Raw genomic sequence first — 17,659 nt, forward strand, 5'->3', positions numbered from 1 at the left:
TTACCCCCCTTCCATGTCGCGCACCGCCTCTCGTCCAAACATATCTGCATAGAGCTTTGCGCCGGCCGACGGATCAGGATCGACGATCAGCGCGCGGATGATCGCGACGACGCCATTGGCGTGATGGCGCCATTCGTCGCGCCAAAGCAGGTTGCGCGTGAAGTGATGAATGTAAAACACGCGGCCATAAGGCACCGCGCCCGCCTTCATGCGCACCGCTCGGAAGCGAGCTTCGCGCGCCGCGCCGTCAACATTCACCGGACGTGTGAATTCGAGTGGTGGCTCGACCGGCACGCCCACCTTGGAAAGTGTGTCGTAGGTGATTGTGGAATCTTCGGAACCGAAGGCGAGTCCATTGAGTCCGACGGGGTAGTTGAGGAGGTCCCGGCGAATGGTCGCGCCTTTGGGTATGCCGATTAGTTCCAGAAAGTCAGAGCCGAACATTGCTAGGTGGTTCATCGAGCCCAAAGAATGGTATCCACGGTCGGTGAGAGTGAAGCCGAGCCGTCGATAGATGTCTGCAGCGTGGTCCAGGTCGTCGCGCGCGTTGATGACCACGTGATCGAGCGTCGCCACTGGTAATGCCATATTGTGCACTCCCATCAATGTCGATCGGGGCTGGCACCACAGACTGAATTGATCGATCAATAACCGGGCAAGGCCTTAGTGGGTACAGGGACTACCGAACGTCGTAGCCTCGCACCCGCGGCAAACGGATTTGGATAGACGTTCCGCGAGTCACAGAGCTGACAACCGTTTGGCCCCCATGGCTGCGTGGCCGCCGCGCCGCACAGCGGCAGCGCCATGCGTGCCGCAACAGCTGGCGGAACTGCCTGTTGACCGCCTTCGCAATAGTACGCAACCGAAGTCTTGCTCACTGACAGCGTAAGCAACAATGCAACGAGGAGAGCTCTCATGTTTGCCTCCCAGCTGGATGGCCTTGGCAAGTAAACGCTAGCTGAGATTAGCTGGAGCGAACAGGTCTTTCGGCCGGTTGTCAATTTGCGCTAGCCGACGCCAGGTTAGATTGATTGCTGCGAGGTATCTTGTTGGCCCATTGCGACATTTGCTGCTGTCGCACAAAGGCCGTCGGTATCGGAGCACAGCAGGCGTCGCTGACGATTTATGAGTACATGTGCTAGCGTGGCAAGGCCGACGCCGCGCCTGAGGCGGGCAGGGCGGCTGTCTCCGCCTCGGTCCGGCGATAGGGCTGGCCCGCGGCATCCAGCACGGGATAGGCGACCGAGCAGATATGCGAATGGATGCGGCGCAGATCGCGCAGCACGTCCAGGTGCAGCGACGTGGTCTCGATGGTCTCGGGACGGCCCTCGCGCAGGCGATCGAGATGGCGCTCCACGGCCGCGAGCTCGGTGTTCTTCAGCGCGGTCTTTTCCACCAACAGCTTGCGGGCCTCATTCGCGTCGCCCGACATGAACACGCCGAAGGCGATCCGCAGCGAATCCATCGTACGCTTGTGGAACGCGGCGAGTTCCTCGGCGCCTTCAGCCGAGAACTGGAAGCGCCGCTTGATCTTCTTGGTGGCGAGCTCGCTCAAATTCTTGTCGATGATGTCGCCGATATGCTCGAGGTTGATGGCGAAGGAGATGATCTCCATCGCACGCCGGCCTTCGCTCTCATCGAGGCTGCCGCGGGTCAGCTTGGTGACGTAGAGCTTGATGGCCTCGTCGAGACTGTCGACGACATTGTCGGTCTTCGAGACCTGGTCGACCAGCGAGCGGTCGCCGGTCATCATCGCGGCCATGACCTTGCGCAGCATGGTTTCGACCAGATCGCCCATGCGCAACGTCTCGCGGGCGGCGTCCGCAAGCGCGAGCGAGGGGCTCTCGAGTGCGGTCTCGTCGAGATAGCGCGGCCGCGCGGGATCGGTTTCCTGCACGCGATCCGGCAGGAGCCGGGTCAGCAGGCGCGACATTGGGTCGAGCAGGCCGATGAAGATGACGGCCGTGCCGACGTTGAAGGCGATGTGGAACGCCGCGATCATCTTGGCGAGATCGGGCTGCCAGGCATGCATGTGACCCGCGATCGTGCCCAGGAACGGCAGCACCAGCGCAATGCCGATGACGCGGTTGACGAGATTGCCGACCGGCAGGCGATAGCTCGCGGGATCGTCGCGCCTTGCGCCTTCGAACACGGGGTTGACGGCGCTGCCGAGATTGGCCCCGAGCACCAGCGCCAGCGCCGCATCGGGCGTGATGAATTGCGAGTAGGCCAGCGACATGATCAGCAGCACGCTGGCGACGCTCGAATGCACGGCCCAGGTCAGAAGCCCGGCGACGATGATGCACAGAACGGGGTCGCCTGTGATCGCCGACATCACGACGCGCACACCGGGTGCGTTCTCCGCCGGCGCCAGCGTGTCGAGCAGGATGTGCAGCGACAGCAACATCAATCCGAGGCCGATTGCGATACGGCCGATGTCCTTGATCCGCGAGCGCGGGCCGGAGCGGAAGGCGACGAGGCCGAGCACGAACAGCACGGGCGCGACCGCTGCAATGTTGAACGACAATGCCTGCACGATCAGCGTCGTGCCGACATTGGCCCCCAGCATGATGGCGAGCGCGGCGACGAGGCTGAGCAGGCCCTCCGCGGCAAAGGAGCTGGTGAGGAGCGCGGTCGCCGTGCTGCTCTGAAGCAGTGCGGTGAGTCCCAGCCCGGCTGCAAACGCACTGAAGCGACTGCCGAGCGCCTTGCCGAGCAGGCGTCGCAGATCGGGGCCAAAGGCGCGCAAGATGCCGCTCTGGACCATGTGCAGGCCCCACAGCAGCAACGCCACGCCGCCCATCAGATCGAGCAGAACCAACGTTCCCATGCTCCGTGTCCGGATGAGAGTCGAAGGGATCAGGCTAGCGCCAAACGCCAGCGGATCAAACCCATTGTTGGCGCGTCGGCGTTAACGCCTGCGGTCCTTGCTCGTTCCCGCCGCGGCGCGCTCTGGCGCGTCCGCAGGCGAGATGCCTCGTGAGCAGGCTCACATTGCCGCTTTGAGGGCAGCGAAGCCGCGATCGAGATCGGCCTTGAGATCGTCGGTGCTCTCCAGCCCGATATGCAGGCGCAGCGTCGGGCCACCGGGCGCCCATTTCGTCGCCGTACGATAGTCGTTGCAGTCGAAGGGAATCGCGAGGCTTTCGAAGCCGCCCCAGGAAAAGCCCATGCCGAACAGTTTGAGCGTGTTGAGCATGGTGTCGACGGCCGTCTGCGGCGCCGGCTTCAGCACGATGCTGAACAGGCCTGAGGCGCCGGTGAAGTCGCGCTTCCAGATGGCATGGCCCGGGTCGGTCTCGAGCCCCGGATGCAGGACGCGAGCGACCTCAGGGCGGCCAGCGAGCCAGCGCGCCATGTCGAGGCCCGAGCGATGATGCTGCGCGAGCCGCACCGACAGCGTGCGCAGGCCGCGCAGCGCCAGGAAGACGTCGTCGGGACCGGCGCAGACGCCGAGCAGGCGGATGCCTTCGGTAATCTGCGGCCAGGTCCTGGCGTTGGCCGAGATCGTGCCGAACATGATGTCGGAATGGCCGCCGATGTATTTGGTGGCGGCCTGCATGCTGATGTCGACGCCCTGCTCGAGCGACCGGTGATAGAGCGGCGTGGCCCAGGTGTTGTCGTCGATGACGAGCGCATCGCGCGCATGGGCGACGTGGGCGATGGCGCGGATATCCGGCATCTCGAACGATTGCGAGCCGGGCGCCTCGACCAGCACAGCGCGGGTGTTGGGCTTGAACAGCTTCTCGATGCCGGCGCCGATCAGCGAATCGAAATAGGTGGTCTCGATGCCGAGGCGGGCCAGCATCCCGTTGCAGAAATTGCGCGTGGGACGATAGACATTGTCGCAGACCAGGATGTGGTCGCCGGTCTTCAAGACCGCGAGCAGGGTGGTCGAGATCGCCGACAGCCCTGACGGGACGATGCCGACGCCGGCGCATTGCGGCCCCTCCAGCGCCATCAGCGTGTCCTGGAACGCCCGGGTGGTCGGGCTGCCGTGCCGGCCATAAGTAAACTCGCCGCGATGGGCGTGCAGGTCCTCGGCGGTCGGATAGAGCACGGTCGAGCCGTGGAACACAGGTGGATTGACGAACCCCTTCTGCGCCTTGGTGTCGCGGCCGGAGGTGACCAGCCGGGTTTCGGCGTGCTGCTGTGCGGGGTGCGAGGAATCCATGCGACTGCTTTCAAAAAAGCGTTTCCGCCGGCGCGGATCGCGCGGTCGGGGCGGCCTGGAGGCCGCTGACGTTAATAACAGAACACAGAAGAGTCCCGTCAACCCCTTGACCCGGCTCGCCAGTCGTTCTGTGATGCGCAGGTGCTATTCAGTCGCCGCATGTTGAGGGGCCTGCCGCGACCTTCGATCCATCGTCTGACCGGACCTTGCGCCACAGCCACAACGGCGGGCGCCCGCGGCGAGGATTTAAGGTATGGCCTCCCAGCATCGGCGAGTGTTCGGCAAGGTATTCCAGCATGACTCTTGCAAGGCTGCCCTTTGTGCAGGGAAAGTCTTGGCAGAGACACCGTTCCTGACGTTGAGATGACTTTGAAAGGCTTGAAGCCCATGAAACGCGTAACCCTGGCTCTCTCTCTTGCTCTCGCCGCCGGCCTCTCTGCCCAGGCCGCCGACGCGCAAACGCTCAAGACCGTCAAGGATCGGGGCACACTGTCCTGCGGCGTCAGCCAGGGCCTGCCCGGCTTCTCCTCGCCCGACGACAAGGGCAACTGGACCGGCCTCGACGTCGATGTCTGCCGCGCCATTGCGGCTGCGATCTTCAACGATCCGACTAAAGTCAAATACGTGCCGACCTCGGCCAAGGACCGCTTTACCGCGCTGCAGTCCGGCGAGATCGACGTGCTCTCGCGCAACACCACCTGGACCATCTCGCGCGACACCTCGCTCGGCGCCAACTTCACCGGCGTGACCTATTATGACGGGCAGGGCTTCATGGTGAAGAAGTCGCTCAAGGTGAATTCCGCACTGGAACTGAACAGTGCCTCGGTCTGCGTGCAGACCGGCACCACCACCGAGCAGAACCTCGCCGACTACTTCAAGGCCAACAACATGAAGTACGAGGTGATCGCGTTCGGCACCAACGACGAGACCGTCAAGGCCTACGAGGCCGGCCGCTGCGACGTCTTCACCACCGACCAGTCGGGCCTCTACGCCAACCGTCTGAAGCTCGCCAATCCCAACGACCATATGGTTCTGCCGGAGATCATCTCGAAGGAGCCGCTCGGACCGATGGTGCGCCATGGCGATGACCAGTGGTTCGACATCGTGAAATGGACGCTGTTCGCCATGATCACCGCCGAAGAGCTCGGCGTGACCTCGAAGAACGTCGACGAGAAAGCCAAGATGGAGAATCCGGAGCTGAAGCGCGTGCTCGGCACCGACGGCAATTTCGGCGAACAGCTCGGCCTGACCAAGGACTGGGTGATCCGCATCGTCAAGGCCGTCGGCAATTACGGCGAAGTGTTCGATCGCAACGTCGGCGCCGGCTCGCCGCTCGCCATCAACCGCGGTCTCAACAATCTCTGGAACAAGGGTGGTCTTCAGTACGCGCCGCCGATCCGCTGATTCCGCCCGATCGGTCGGCACACGGCAATGAGCACCGAGGCTCGTAAACCGCCGCTCCAGATCGCCCTGAAGATCAGGCGCCTTCTGGGTGGCAAGGCAGGCTGGAACGGCGTCGCCGTCCAGTTTGCCTTCGCGGCAGTGCTGGGCTGGATCGCCTACGAGATCATCTCGAACGCGCGCACCAACGTCGAGAACCAGCACATTGCCACCGGCTTCGGTTTCCTTTCGAACAACGCCGGCTTCGACGTCAACCAGACCCTGATCTCCTATACCGGCTCCGACACGTTCCTGCGGGTGTTCGTGGTCGGCCTATTAAACACGTTCGTCGTCTCTGTGGTCGGCATCGTGTTCTCCACGGTGATCGGCTTCATCGTGGCGCTGTGCCGGCTGTCGCCGAACTGGCTGGTGTCGCGCGTCGGCGAGATCTATGTCGAGATCATCCGCAACCTGCCGCTGCTGTTCCAGATCCTGTTCTGGTACCTGGCGGTGTTGGCGGCGCTGCCCAATCCGCGACAGAGCATCTCGTTTCTCGGCATCGCCTTCATCAGCAATCGCGGTCTCGTCATTCCGCAGCCGATCGGCCAGGCCGGTCTGGAGCCGTTCCTGGCGGCGCTGGCCTTGGGCATCTTGGCGGCGCTGGCCTTGCGCGTCCACGCGCGACGAGCGCTGTTCCAGCGCGGGCAGATGATCCGCATCTGGCCTTACGCGCTGGGCCTCGTCATTGGGCTGCCGCTTGTGACGATGCTGGTGTTCGGTCTGCCGTTTACGGTCGAGCTGCCGCAACTCAAGGGATTCAATTTCGCCGGCGGCGCGCGCATCATCCCGGAATTCGTAGCGCTGACTCTGGCGCTGTCGACTTACACTGCGGCTTTTATCGCCGAGATCGTGCGCGCCGGTATCCTGTCCGTCCACGCCGGCCAGATGGAGGCGGGGGCCTCGCTCGGCCTCAGCCGTGGCACCACACTGCGGCTGATCGTGGTGCCACAGGCGATGCGCGTGATCGTGCCGCCGCTGACCAACCAGTACCTCAACCTCACCAAGAATTCCTCGCTGGCGGTCGCGATCGGCTATCCGGATCTCTTCTCGGTGTGGGCCGGCACGTCGCTCAGCCAGACCGGCCAAGCGATCGAGATCATCACCACGACGATGGGCGTCTACCTCCTGATCTCGCTCGTCACCAGCGCCGTCATGAGCGTCTACAGTTGGCGCCTGAGCCGGAGTCTCGGCGCATGACCGATATCACCGCGTCATCCTTCGTCCGCGATGACCTGGTCGCCGAGCGGCCCGCGCCGGTGAAGACCACCGGTTTTGTCGGCCTGCTGCGCACCCGCCTGTTCAATTCGCCGACCAACATTCTCCTGACGATCCTGGGCGCGCTGCTGCTCTGGTTCACCATCATTCCATCCGTCAGGTTCCTGATCGTCGATGCGGTCTGGAGCGGCCAGGATCGGACGGCTTGCCTCGCTGAGAACGCCGGATTCGCCGTCGGCGCCTGCTGGCCCTACATCCAGGCCAAGCTGCCGCAGCTGATCTACGGCTTCTATCCCGAGGCCGAGCGCTGGCGGGTCAATCTCGCGCTGATCCTGGCGGCCGCGCTGCTGCTGCCGCTGCTGATCCCGCGCCTGCCGGCCAAAGGCCTCAACGCCAGCCTGTTCTTCTTCGCCTTTCCGGTCGTCGCGTTCTTCCTGTTGCATGGCGGCGGCATCAGCGGCTTCGGCCTGAGCTGGACTGCCGGCCTGCTGGAACTGTTCGACGACAGCATCGTCAGCGCCGGGCAGGTGCTGCTCAGCCTGAGCAAGACATCGGCGATCGCGCCGCTGCTGTGGGTTGTCGGCAATCTCATCGTGCTGGTTGGCACCGCGATTCATTGGCTGATCTTCCCGTTGACCTGGCTGCGCGACCAGATCCAGGCGTCAGGGCAGTCGGTCTGGCTCGATTTTGCCATCACGACGGCGTTCGTCTCGTTGATCGCCTTTGTCCTCAGTGGCGGCATGCGCACGGGATGGCGCGCGCTCGCCTCGAGCATCGCCACCTTCGTCGCCATCGCAATCGTTATCAAGCTGATGGGGCTCGACCGCGGCGGTCTGCCGATCGTCGCGACCAATCTCTGGGGCGGCCTCCTGGTGACGCTGGTGGTCTCCGTGACCGGCATCGTCACCTCGCTGCCGATCGGCATCGCGCTGGCCCTCGGTCGGCGCGCCTCCATCCCGCTGATCCGGATCTTCTCGATCGCGTTCATCGAGTTCTGGCGTGGCGTGCCACTGGTCACGGTGCTGTTCTTCGCCACCTACATGCTGCCGCTGTTCCTGCCGGGCAATTTCACCGTCGACGGCCTGGTGCGCGCGCTGATCGGCATCGCGCTGTTCACGGGCGCCTACCAGGCCGAGAACGTCCGCGGCGGCCTTGCTGCGATCCCGCGCGGGCAGGGGGAGGCAGCGGCGGCGCTCGGGCTGTCCTGGTGGAAGACCACGTCGCTGATCGTGCTGCCGCAGGCGCTGCGGCACGTCATCCCGAACCTCGTCAACAGCTTCATCTCGCTGTTCAAGGATACCTCGCTGGTGTCGATCGTCGCGCTGTTCGATCTGCTGGGTTCGCTGCGTGCCTCGTTCGCCGACCCCAAGTGGTCGACGCCCTCGACCTTGTTCACCGGCTTTGCCTTCGCCGGGATCATCTACTTCATCTTCTGCTTTGGAATGTCCCGCTACTCGCTCTTCGTCGAGCGCCGCCTCAACGCCCACCGCCGCAACTGATCGAGCTCACCATGACCGCAGATCCCATCGTCAACATTTCCGGCCTCAACAAATGGTACGGCGAATTTCACGTGCTGCGCGACATCGACCTCGAGGTCAACAAGGGCGAGCGCATCGTGATCTGCGGCCCCTCGGGGTCCGGCAAATCGACACTGATCCGCTGCATCAATGCGCTCGAGGAATTCCAGGAGGGCGAGATCGTCGTCGACGGCATCGAACTCGGGCCGAACCTCAAGCATGTCGATGCGGTGCGCCGCGAAGTCGGCATGGTGTTCCAGAGCTTCAATCTGTTCCCGCACCTCACCGTGCTGGACAATTGCACGCTGGCGCCGATCTGGGTGCGCAACATCCCCAAGAAGGACGCCGAGGAGACCGCGATGAAATTCCTGGAGCGGGTCAAGATCCCGCACCAGGCCAACAAGTTTCCGGGGCAGATGTCCGGCGGGCAGCAGCAGCGCGTCGCGATCGCGCGCGCGCTCACCATGAACCCGAAGGTGATGCTGTTCGACGAGCCGACCTCGGCGCTCGACCCCGAGATGGTCAAGGAGGTCCTCGACACCATGGTCGACCTGGCCGATGAGGGCATGACCATGCTGGTCGTCACCCACGAGATGGGCTTTGCCAAGGAGGTAGCCAACCGCGTGGTGTTTATGGATGCCGGCCAGATCATCGAGGCCAACACGCCGAACGAATTCTTCGCCACGCCCCAGCACGCGCGGACGAAGCTTTTCCTGAGCCAGATCCTGCGCTGATCTCGTAGGATGGGCAAAGGCGCCCTTGCGCCATGCCCACCCTCCGTCCTCAACCTTGGCAAACCTGGGCTCGACCTCGTCGGAGCTTCGTAATCTCTCCTCAACCATAACCACGGTTGCGCGTCCGCCGCTTCACGCGTCCGAAAGTTCTTTCTGCACCTATGGCCTGAAAACGGAGGCGCTCGTGCTGGACCTCGTATTCGGCCTCAATACCCGCCTGGGGCGTTTGCAGTTCTTCCTCGCCACGCTCGTGCTCGCGGTGGTGATGACTGCGATCTGCTTCGTGGTCGCGATGTCGGTGCTGCGCAACGTCAATTCGGCCAACATCCGCCCCGATGATCTCCTAAAGAACGGGGGAATCATCGCAGCGATGGCGTTCTTCGCAATTGCGACGATCGAACTGTACTCGATGCGCTTCCGCGACATCGGCTGGGACCCGGCCTGCGTCGTCCCGGCCTGGATCGCGTTGATGATCGTCGACTACGTCGTTGCGATGAAGTTTCCGGCCTATGCGCTTGGCCAGGAGCACACCGGCACGGTCGTCGGCAGCATTGCCAATCTCGTGCTGACGCTGGCGCTGTTGTTCTGGCCGGGCCGCGAGCGCTACACCTAGCGCCAGTGGCCGCGACCATCGCGATCTAGACGAACGGCAGCTTGATGTTGCTGCGCTTCTCCAGCCATTCCGGCACCGGCAGGTTCTTGGCCCGCATAAAGTCGGCGTTGAACAGCTTCGACTGATAGCGGCTGCCGGAATCGCAGAGAATGGTGACGATGGTTTTGCCGGGCCCAAGCTGCTTGGCGAGCCGCATTGCGCCGACGATGTTGATGCCGGTGGACCCGCCGAGGCAAAGGCCTTCGTGCTGCAGCAGCTCGTAGATCACCGTGACGGCTTCCGCATCGGGAATGAGATAGGCGTCATCGACCTTGGCGCTCTCGACGATCGCGGTTTTCCGACCGAGCCCGATGCCTTCCGTGATGGAGTCGCCGGGCGTTGCCTTGGCTTCGCCGGTCCTGAAGTATTCAAACATGCCGGCGCCGTGCGGGTCGGCGCAGGCGATCCGGATATCCTTGTTCTTCTCTTTCAGAAAACGGCTGGTGCCGGCAAGCGTGCCGCCGCTGCCGACCGAGCAGACGAAGCCGTCGATCTTGCCGCCGGTCTGCTGCCAGATCTCGGGACCGGTCGAGTCGTAATGCGCCTTGGCGTTGTCGAGGTTGTTCCACTGGTCGGCGAACAGCACGCCGTTCGGCTCGGTCTTGCGCAGCTCGTCGGCAAGACGGCGGCCGACATGCTGGTAGTTGTTCGGATTGGAGTAGGGCAGAGCCGGCGATTCCAGAAGCTCGGCGCCGCACAGCTTCAGAAAATCCTTCTTCTCCTGGCTCTGCGTCTCCGGGATCACGATCAGCGTGCGATAGCCGCGCGCGCTCGCCACCACCGCAAGACCGATGCCGGTGTTGCCGGCGGTCGCTTCCACCACGAGACCGCCCGGCTTCAGCTCGCCGCGCTTCTCGGCTTCCTGGATCATCCATTTGCCGGCGCGGTCCTTGACCGACTGGCCGGGATTCATGAACTCGGCCTTGCCGAGAATGGTGCAGCCGGTCAGTTCGGACGCGCGCTTGAGCTTGATGAGCGGGGTGTTGCCGATGGCGTCGACAACGTCGTTTTTGATGGTCATGTCAGGCAATTACCGGCTGGATGCGAGAAGTCACCAGACCCTAAAGTAGGGTCGCCGGGCTTACAAGCGACCCCTTGCAAGGCGGGGGCGCAAACTCTTATTGCTGCTTTGCGAAGATGACCTGCCGGACGTCGATATTGCCTGACAGGAATCCGGCCTCGCAATAGGCGAGATAGTACTCCCACAGCCGCCGGAACCGGTCGTCGAAGCCCAGCGGGACCAAGCCCGGCCAAGCCGCGCGAAAGTTATTTCGCCAGGTGGCAAGCGTCTTGGCATAATCTTGCCCGAAGATGCGCTCGCCGATGACGGGGACGTTGAACCGGTCCCCGAGCGACTTCAGTACCGCAGGCGAGGGCAGCATGCCGCCGGGAAACACGTAGCGCTGGATGAAGTCGACCTCGCGCCGGTAGCCCTGGAAAAGCTTGTCCTGGATCGTGATGGCCTGGATGCCGGCCAGCCCGCCCGGCAGCAGCCGGTCGCGCAGCTGGGCGAAATAGCGTGGCCAGAACTGCTCGCCGACCGCCTCGATCATCTCAATCGACGCGATCCGATCGTAGCGATCCCGCTCGTCGCGATAATCCTGCAGCCGGATCTCGACCTTCTCCGCGAGGCCCGCTTCGTGGATGCGCTTGCGCGCGAAATCGCGCTGCTCGGTCGAGATCGTGAGGCCGACAACGCGCGCGCCAAACGTCTTGGCGGCGAACTCGGCGAAGCCGCCCCAGCCGCAGCCGATCTCGAGCAGCTTCTGGCCGGGCTTCAGGTCGAGCGCTTCGGCGAGGCGGCGATATTTGTTGGTCTGCGCGGCCGTGAGGTCCGTGGTGGTCTCGTCGTATAGGGCCGAGGAATAGGTCATGCTCGGATCGAGCCAGGCCGAGTAGAACGCATTGCCGATGTCGTAATGGGCGTGGATGTTGCGCCTCGCCTGGCGGCGGGTGTTGCGGTTGAACCAGTGCTGCACCATCTGGACGAACCGCATCAGCGGCTTGTCACGCAGCATCGCCTGGATCAGATCGTGGTTGACGCAGAACAGGTAGAGAAACTGTGTCAGGTCCGGCGTATCCCAATCGCCGGCCAGATAGGCTTCCGCGATGCCGATATCGCCGCCATTGATCAGCCGCGCCGCGACGCTGTAATTGTGGAGGCGCATCGCAGCCTTCGGGCCCGGCTCGTTTCCGCCCAACCTGATCAGGCGCCCGTCGGGCAGCGTGACGTCGAGCGTACCGCGCCGCAGTCGCGCCCCGAAGGCGAGCGCAAGGCGGACGATGCGCGGCAGGTCGGCAAACACTGTTTCGACGTCGTCGGGCGTCACCGAGATGGCATTCGACATCGGAAAATCCATCAACTGAACGGATACTGTCCGACCGCGAGCCGAGCGCGCCTATCCCGCTTCTATCGCTGGACCCGTGCGCGCCCCGCAACCGGTCAGCTATCAGCAATATAGGGATGCACTTTGTCGTGCGCCAAGGTGGTTTCGCCGTTACGCTGCTCTGCGGCATTCGGCCGTGGCACCAGCCGGACACCCTTCAGCCAAAGCCGTAGCGCCTCCCAATGGATCGCCGCCATCACCTTGAGGCTGACGAGCGGCAACGCAACGAACGACCGCAGCAGGGCAGCGGAAGTCAGGGCGCGGCGGCGGCCGCTGAAGGTCGCCGCGAGCAGCGGGCCGTCGCGGTCGGTCTCCAGAATGCGCAGCCTGACCGTGTCAGACGGTGGTAACACGCGAAAACGGTAGCGCATTGCCATCGGCATGAAGGGTGAGACGTAGAACAGTTTGTCCTGCTGCTGCCGCAGGCCCGCATCGGTCCATTCACCCGGCTGCACCGGCAGGATGTATGGATGAATCTCACCAAAAGTGTTGCGCACCTCGTAGATCATCAGCGCCAGTTGGCCATCTGCGCGATAGCAGAAGTAGACCGAGAGCGGGCTGAAGCCGTAGCCGAGCAGGCGGGGATAACAGAGCAGCTCGACCCGGCCGCCACCGAGATCGATGCCGTGTGCGGCAGCGCGGCCCTCCGCATAGGCGCGCAGCGAGGAGCCGTCGCGCGGGCCGTGGTCTTTCTCGTGAAAACTGTAGAGCGCAGCGCGGTTGATGCCGAACAGCGCCGTCTGCCGGTCGGCCTCGCCAAGCCGGTCGAGATCGATCAGCAGGCTCATGACGCGGTAGCTGAAGCGATGGCCCGTCGGCTTCAGCCGCGCATGCATGACGTCGCCGAAATAGAGCGAAGCGGCGTCGGTCGCGGGAAGGGCTCTCGTCTCCATCGCGCTACTCCGCGGCCTCCGCGAGCTCGACTGGTGCCGCGCGCCATGGCGCAGTCGCCCCGAGCGCCTCGGCGACGCCAAGGCCCGAGCGCAGGCCATCCTCGTGAAAGCCATAGCCGGTCCAGGCGCCGCAGAACCAGGTGTGCTGCGTCCCCTGGATTTCGCCAAGCCGCTTCTGCGCGGCGAAGGCCGCCGCATTGTACTGCGGATGCTCGCAGAGGTAATGGCCGAAGGTGAGCTCGGGCGCAGGCTTGAACGGCGGGTTGAGGCTGACGAACAGCGGCATGTCGGGATCGATGCCCTGGAGGTTGTTCATCCAGTAGGTCACCGCGACGTCGTTCGTCGCATCTCCCTCGCGCTGCCAGCGCAGGAAATTCCACGACGCCCAGGCATGCCGGCGCTTCGGCATGAGCCTGACGTCACGATGGAGATAGACCCTGTTCGGGGAATAGCGGATGGCACCGAGGATGTCCCGCTCGCGCGGGTCTGCGTCGGACAGCATCGCGAGCGCCTGGTCGCTGTGGGTGGCGATCACCACGTGATCGAATGTCTCGCACCCACCATGGCTGTCATGGACGACGACGCCATGAGGGCTTCGCTCGACCGACGTGACCGCGCAGCCGAGCCGGACGCGATCCTTGAACCCGGCTTGCAGCCGCTCGACATAGCGCCGGCTGCCGCCCTTGACCGTACGCCAGACCGGGCGGTCGTAGTGCAGCAGGCGATGATTGTCGAAAAAGGTGACAAAGTTCTCGGCCGGAAAGTCGAGCATCTCGTTCGCAGGCGCCGACCAGATCGCGGCGCCCATCGGCGCGAGATAGTCGGTCAGCAGCCGTTTGGAGAAACGCCGTTGCTGGAAGTAGTCGCCGAGTGTCAGCCCGCTCAGGCGGCCGTTGCGCAAATCGTCGACACTTTGCCGACCGAATGTCGGGATCTCCGTGAGCATCCGCAGGTAGGACGGAGAGAGCAGGTTGCCAGCCTGCGCAAACAGGCCTGCCGCCGTCTCCCGCCAGTCATTGCCGCCGCCGCGCCATTCGAACCGGCCGCGATCGGCTGAGACGGCAAAGCTCATGCAGCTCGCCACCGTCTCGACGCCGAGATGGGCGAACATTGCGGTCAGGTCGGGATAGTTGAGCTCGTTGTAGACGATGAAGCCGATATCGACCGCGACCGGCGTGCCCTTGTAGTCGATGGTGACGGTGTGGCTGTGGCCGCCGGGGCGCAGCTCGCGGTCATAGACCGTCACCGGATAGCGCTGCGAAAGCGTCCAGGCCGCCGCGTTGCCGGCGATGCCCGTTCCGATGACCGCGATGCGCATGTGTGAAAGTGTCCCTGCCTCGTGTGAAGCAAGCTACGGTGCGTTGCGGTGCAGGTTTCAGTGGAGCAAAGGCGGCGTTCGCTGGTCTCGCGGCCAGTGTGGCCGCAATATCACATGAAATCTTGGTAAGCTTGAACGCGCTTCGGAGTGGCACGGCAAATCAAAAAGTCCCTGCGAGACAGTAGCTTTTTGTATTTTCGTTGTCTCGAACCGGCTGTGATCGGGCGTGCTTTTCGCAGGTGCGGGACTGTCCCGCAGTTCCGCACCCGGCTAGGATGAAATTCAGGTTCCGCAGAAAGCATCACGCTGTGATCGAGCTACAGAAAGGCCTCCAGCCGCCCGCCCGCGAATCGGCTAATCCGGCCGCGCGGTGGCGGCGTGATCTGCCTGGCAGGGGGTGGATGTGACACAGCGGGTTCCGGCCGTCGCGAAGCGGCAATTCCTCGGGTCTGCGTCGCGAACGCTGCGTGCGGTCGCCGTGGTGTGCCTGGCTTCGAGCTCGGGCGCCTGCGTCCTGACCCAGGACCTTCCCGATCCCGCGCTCGATGTCCCCACGCAGTACAAATACGCCGGGAAGGCGGATGCGCCGCCGACGCTGGATTGGTGGCGCGGCTTTCGCTCGACCGAACTGACGCAACTGATGGAGGAAGCGCAGACCGTCAACCTTGACATCGCAGCCGCGGTCTCGCGGATCGTGGAGGCCGATGCCCAGGCGCGCCAGGCGGGCGCGGCACTGCTGCCCAGCCTGTCGGGAAGCGGTTCGGAGACGTATTCGCGCACGTCCGGCTCAAGCGCGTCGGGCCTGACCAATGGCGGCCGTGAAGTCGTCAACTATTCCGCGTCGCTGAGTGCCAGCTATCAGCTCGATTTCTGGGGCCAGAACCGCGACGCCTTGCAGACGGCGGAGGAGACCGCCAATGCCAGCCGGTTCGACCGCGACACGGTCGCGCTGACGACGCTCGCAGCCGTCGCCAATGCCTATTTCCAGGTACTGTCCTCGCAGGACCGCCTGCGCACCGCCCAGCGCAACATCGCCAGCGCCCAGCGCATCCTCGACGCCATCCGGGAGCGCCGCAAGGCCGGCACCGGCACCGATCTCGACGTCGCCCAGCAGGAGAGCGTGCTGGCCAACCAGAAGGCGCTGGTGCCACCGCTGCGCCAGACCCTCGACCAGAACACCAATGCGCTGGCGGTGCTGGTGTCGCGTCCGCCGGAGAGCGTGCGCCTCGCGGGAGGCTCGCTGGACCGGATCGCGATCCCGCGGGTCACGCCCGGCCTGCCGTCCGAGCTCCTGACCCAGCGGCCGGACATCCGCCGGCAGGAGGCGCAGCTCGCCTCGGCCACCGCCAATATCGGCAATGCGCGTGCGCAGTTCTTCCCGACCATCCAGCTCACCGGCAATGGCGGCTATCAGAGCTCGGCGCTGGTCTCGCTGTTCCAGCCGCACGCGGCGTTCTTCCAGCTGGTCGGCAGCGCGACCCAGCCGATCTTCGACGGCGGCAAGATCCTCGGCAATTTCGAGTACGCGAAGGCGCGGCAGGAGGAGCTGCTGCAGACTTACCGCAAGACCATCGTCCAGGCCTTCACCGACGTCGACAATGCGCTGTTCTCGATCAAGCAGACCACGATCAAGCTGCAATTGCAGCGCGATGTCGTCAACGCCTCGCGGCGCGCCTTCGACCTCGCGGAGCAGCAGCTGCGCGCCGGCACGGCCGATATCGTCACCGTGCTCAACACCCAACTGACGCTGTTCCAGGCCGAAGACACCCTGGCGCAGGCGCAGCTCGCACGCCTTCTTGCCATTGTCAGCCTGTATCAGGCGCTTGGCGGCGGCTGGGAGCCGCGAATGGAGAAACCGGTCAATGCTCTTTAAGCCGGAAACGAAGGACAACGCGAAACAGGGGACGGCGAAAAAGTCGCGCGGCCGCGGCTTCGTCATGACCCTGATCACGCTCGCGATCCTCGGCGGCCTCGGCTATCTCGGCTGGACCGTGATGCAGCAGAAGCCGCAACAGGCGGCCGGCGGTCGAGGCCAGCAGCGGCCCGATCTGCCGGTGCCGGTGCTGGCGGCGACACCCAAGGTCCAGGACGTGCCGGTCTATCTCGACGGGGTCGGCGCGATCCGCGCGCTCAACACCGTCACCGTTCGCTCGCAGGTCGACGGCAAGCTGATCGCCGTGAAGTTCACCGAGGGCCAGGACGTCAAGAAGGGTGACGTGCTCGGCGAGATCGACCCGGCGCTCTACCAGGCGACCTATGACCAGGCCGTCGCCAAGAAGGCGCAGGACGAAGCCCAGCTCGCCAACCAGCGCATCGACCTGACGCGCTACGAGCAGCTCGCGGCCTCCAATGCCGGCTCGAAGCAGCAGGCCGACACCCAGCGCGCCGCGGTCGCCCAGACCGAGGCGCTGGTCAAGGCCGACCAGGCCGCGATCGACAACGCGGCGGCGACGCTGAGCTACACCAAGATCGTGGCGCCGCTGTCGGGTCGGGCCGGCCTGCGCCAGGTCGACCAGGGCAACATCATCCACGCCGCGGACACCACCGGCCTCGTCGTCATCACGCAATTGCAGCCGATCGCGGTGTGGTTCAGCCTGCCGCAGCAGCAGATCATGCGCGTCAATGCAGCCGCAGCGAAGGGCTCGCTTGAGGTGGACGTGTTCGGCAATGACGGCGTCACCGTGATCGACACCGGCAAGCTCACCGGCATCGACAACCAGGTCGACCAGACCACCGGCACGCTCAAGCTCAAGGCGGAATTCCCCAACGCCAATTACCAGCTCTGGCCCGGCCAGTTCGTCAATGTCCGCCTCAAGGTCGAGACATTGTCGCAGGCGCTGGTGGTGCCGACATCGGCGGTGCAGCGCGGACCGATCGGCACGTTCAGCTATGTCATCGGCGAGGGCGACATCGTCTCGGCCAAGCCGGTGACGGTGACGCAGCAGAATGAGCATGACGCGGTCATTGCGAGCGGCCTTTCGCCGAACGACCGGGTCGTGACCACGGGCTTTGCCAATCTGTCCGACGGCTCCAAGGTGATCGTCGGCCGCGATGAGCAGACGCCCTCGGCCGATCTCGCCCCGCGCAAGCGCACGCGCGCGCCTCAGGGAGACGGGAAGGGCGGTCAGGCCAAGGACGGGCAGAAGGACGGATCGGGCAAGGACGGCGAATTCCGCGCCAAGCGGAAAAGTAGCGAAGGCGACCAGAAGGGGCAGACCGGACCGGCACCGGGGCCAGGAGCAGGTCCGAGTGCAAGTCCAAGTGCAAGTCCGAGTCCGAGTGCATCGGGGGCTGGAGCAAAGCAGCCATGACCCGGACAAAGTCGGACT

General features: G+C 64.4%; 14 protein-coding genes. 7 read left to right on the forward strand and 7 right to left on the reverse strand.

Annotated features, from left to right (window positions below; all coding sequences use genetic code 11):
* From NLM32_RS24205 to metC, 3 genes are all read right to left on the reverse strand, one after another.
* On the reverse strand, nucleotides 1–588 hold the full coding sequence (locus NLM32_RS24205; RefSeq protein WP_254131373.1) for a VOC family protein: 588 nt from the start codon (nucleotides 586–588) through the stop codon (nucleotides 1–3).
* A 550-nt stretch (nucleotides 589–1,138) separates the two neighbouring features.
* Nucleotides 1,139–2,830, reverse strand: coding sequence for a Na/Pi cotransporter family protein (locus NLM32_RS24210; protein ID WP_254131374.1), 1,692 nt, complete (start codon nucleotides 2,828–2,830; stop codon nucleotides 1,139–1,141).
* Between the two features lie 159 nt (nucleotides 2,831–2,989).
* A complete protein-coding gene (metC, locus tag NLM32_RS24215) occupies nucleotides 2,990–4,174 on the reverse strand; it encodes a cystathionine beta-lyase (RefSeq protein WP_254131375.1) in 1,185 nt (394 codons plus the stop codon).
* Between the two features lie 387 nt (nucleotides 4,175–4,561).
* Between metC and NLM32_RS24220 the strand changes: the two genes are divergently transcribed.
* The 5 genes from NLM32_RS24220 (at nucleotide 4,562) to NLM32_RS24240 (ending at nucleotide 9,693) form a co-directional block, all read left to right on the forward strand.
* Entirely contained in the window at nucleotides 4,562–5,578 is a 1,017-nt protein-coding gene (locus tag NLM32_RS24220; protein WP_254131376.1) for an amino acid ABC transporter substrate-binding protein, read from the forward strand.
* 27 nt (nucleotides 5,579–5,605) lie between these two features.
* Nucleotides 5,606–6,811, forward strand: a complete 1,206-nt coding sequence (locus NLM32_RS24225) for an amino acid ABC transporter permease (RefSeq protein WP_254131377.1) — start codon at nucleotides 5,606–5,608, stop codon at nucleotides 6,809–6,811.
* Nucleotides 6,808–8,328 carry an amino acid ABC transporter permease gene (locus NLM32_RS24230; RefSeq protein ID WP_254131378.1) on the forward strand — a complete coding sequence of 507 codons (1,521 nt, stop codon included), beginning with the start codon at nucleotides 6,808–6,810 and terminating at the stop codon, nucleotides 8,326–8,328. Before NLM32_RS24225 ends, NLM32_RS24230 begins: the two co-directional genes overlap by 4 nt.
* Before the next feature lie 11 nt (nucleotides 8,329–8,339).
* The gene (locus NLM32_RS24235) at nucleotides 8,340–9,080 is read left to right on the forward strand and encodes an amino acid ABC transporter ATP-binding protein (protein WP_254131379.1); all 741 of its coding nucleotides are present in this window, start codon (nucleotides 8,340–8,342) and stop codon (nucleotides 9,078–9,080) included.
* A 184-nt stretch (nucleotides 9,081–9,264) separates the two neighbouring features.
* Nucleotides 9,265–9,693 carry a DUF805 domain-containing protein gene (locus NLM32_RS24240; RefSeq protein ID WP_254131380.1) on the forward strand — a complete coding sequence of 143 codons (429 nt, stop codon included), beginning with the start codon at nucleotides 9,265–9,267 and terminating at the stop codon, nucleotides 9,691–9,693.
* A gap of 25 nt (nucleotides 9,694–9,718) precedes the next feature.
* Here NLM32_RS24240 and NLM32_RS24245 read toward each other — a convergent pair whose 3' ends face one another.
* From NLM32_RS24245 to NLM32_RS24260, 4 genes are all read right to left on the reverse strand, one after another.
* Nucleotides 9,719–10,753, reverse strand: coding sequence for a cysteine synthase A (locus tag NLM32_RS24245; protein WP_254131381.1), 1,035 nt, complete (start codon nucleotides 10,751–10,753; stop codon nucleotides 9,719–9,721).
* A 97-nt stretch (nucleotides 10,754–10,850) separates the two neighbouring features.
* Nucleotides 10,851–12,080, reverse strand: coding sequence for a cyclopropane-fatty-acyl-phospholipid synthase family protein (locus tag NLM32_RS24250; protein ID WP_254131382.1), 1,230 nt, complete (start codon nucleotides 12,078–12,080; stop codon nucleotides 10,851–10,853).
* 95 nt (nucleotides 12,081–12,175) lie between these two features.
* The gene (locus NLM32_RS24255) at nucleotides 12,176–13,012 is read right to left on the reverse strand and encodes a DUF1365 domain-containing protein (RefSeq protein WP_254131383.1); all 837 of its coding nucleotides are present in this window, start codon (nucleotides 13,010–13,012) and stop codon (nucleotides 12,176–12,178) included.
* A gap of 4 nt (nucleotides 13,013–13,016) precedes the next feature.
* Nucleotides 13,017–14,330 carry an NAD(P)/FAD-dependent oxidoreductase gene (locus tag NLM32_RS24260; RefSeq protein ID WP_254131384.1) on the reverse strand — a complete coding sequence of 438 codons (1,314 nt, stop codon included), beginning with the start codon at nucleotides 14,328–14,330 and terminating at the stop codon, nucleotides 13,017–13,019.
* Nucleotides 14,331–14,727: 397 nt separating this feature from the next.
* On the opposite strand from NLM32_RS24260, the gene NLM32_RS24265 reads away from it, so the two are divergent.
* Both NLM32_RS24265 and NLM32_RS24270 read left to right on the forward strand, forming a co-directional pair.
* Complete coding sequence (locus NLM32_RS24265; RefSeq protein WP_254131385.1) at nucleotides 14,728–16,203, forward strand: efflux transporter outer membrane subunit; 1,476 nt, start codon at nucleotides 14,728–14,730, stop codon at nucleotides 16,201–16,203.
* Complete coding sequence (locus tag NLM32_RS24270) at nucleotides 16,193–17,641, forward strand: efflux RND transporter periplasmic adaptor subunit (RefSeq protein ID WP_254131386.1); 1,449 nt, start codon at nucleotides 16,193–16,195, stop codon at nucleotides 17,639–17,641. Before NLM32_RS24265 ends, NLM32_RS24270 begins: the two co-directional genes overlap by 11 nt.
* Nucleotides 17,642–17,659 lie beyond the last annotated feature (18 nt).

The sequence above is a fragment of the Bradyrhizobium sp. CCGUVB14 genome, from assembly GCF_024199935.1.
GTDB lineage: Bacteria > Pseudomonadota > Alphaproteobacteria > Rhizobiales > Xanthobacteraceae > Bradyrhizobium.

Coding starts and splice junctions, on each gene's coding strand:
- NLM32_RS24205 (WP_254131373.1), bottom strand. CDS start 588: ATGGCATTACCAGTGGCGACGCTCGATCACGTGGTCATCAACGCGCGC.
- NLM32_RS24210 (WP_254131374.1), bottom strand. CDS start 2,830: ATGGGAACGTTGGTTCTGCTCGATCTGATGGGCGGCGTGGCGTTGCTG.
- metC (WP_254131375.1), bottom strand. CDS start 4,174: ATGGATTCCTCGCACCCCGCACAGCAGCACGCCGAAACCCGGCTGGTC.
- NLM32_RS24220 (WP_254131376.1), top strand. CDS start 4,562: ATGAAACGCGTAACCCTGGCTCTCTCTCTTGCTCTCGCCGCCGGCCTC.
- NLM32_RS24225 (WP_254131377.1), top strand. CDS start 5,606: ATGAGCACCGAGGCTCGTAAACCGCCGCTCCAGATCGCCCTGAAGATC.
- NLM32_RS24230 (WP_254131378.1), top strand. CDS start 6,808: ATGACCGATATCACCGCGTCATCCTTCGTCCGCGATGACCTGGTCGCC.
- NLM32_RS24235 (WP_254131379.1), top strand. CDS start 8,340: ATGACCGCAGATCCCATCGTCAACATTTCCGGCCTCAACAAATGGTAC.
- NLM32_RS24245 (WP_254131381.1), bottom strand. CDS start 10,753: ATGACCATCAAAAACGACGTTGTCGACGCCATCGGCAACACCCCGCTC.
- NLM32_RS24250 (WP_254131382.1), bottom strand. CDS start 12,080: ATGTCGAATGCCATCTCGGTGACGCCCGACGACGTCGAAACAGTGTTT.
- NLM32_RS24255 (WP_254131383.1), bottom strand. CDS start 13,012: ATGGAGACGAGAGCCCTTCCCGCGACCGACGCCGCTTCGCTCTATTTC.
- NLM32_RS24260 (WP_254131384.1), bottom strand. CDS start 14,330: ATGCGCATCGCGGTCATCGGAACGGGCATCGCCGGCAACGCGGCGGCC.
- NLM32_RS24270 (WP_254131386.1), top strand. CDS start 16,193: ATGCTCTTTAAGCCGGAAACGAAGGACAACGCGAAACAGGGGACGGCG.